The sequence below is a fragment of the Alkalibacterium sp. m-11 genome (genome assembly GCF_054658155.1).
Genome location: NZ_BAAGIR010000526.1, coordinates 1 through 255 on the forward strand (window position 1 = coordinate 1; position 255 = coordinate 255).

Sequence of the window (255 nt, forward strand, 5' to 3'; positions counted from 1 at the left end):
ATGGCAAGAGATCGAAACCTGTTATTTTGAACAAACGTGTTCTCCCACATTGAAACTTTATATCCAACAACTCGTTCAGGCGTATAAAATTTCCAGCGAGGAAGCGTATTTGTTTTCCTATTCACAGGCCAAGCAATTAATTGAAACAGCCATACAGCAGGAAGAGAGAGTTCCGTCGTCTTTTGAATCCAATGGATTTATGGAAGATCAGGATGTCTCATTTTAATGGAAAACAGAAAGAAAGTCCGAAGAGAA

1 protein-coding gene is annotated in these 255 nt (G+C 38.8%); it reads left to right on the top strand.

The genetic code is table 11. The annotated features are described in order from the left end of the window. Positions 1 to 226 (top strand): hypothetical protein (locus ACYQ2O_RS13450; RefSeq protein ID WP_459796855.1); only part of this gene is annotated, 226 nt, incomplete at its 5' end. Between the last annotated feature and the right edge of the window lie 29 nt (positions 227 to 255).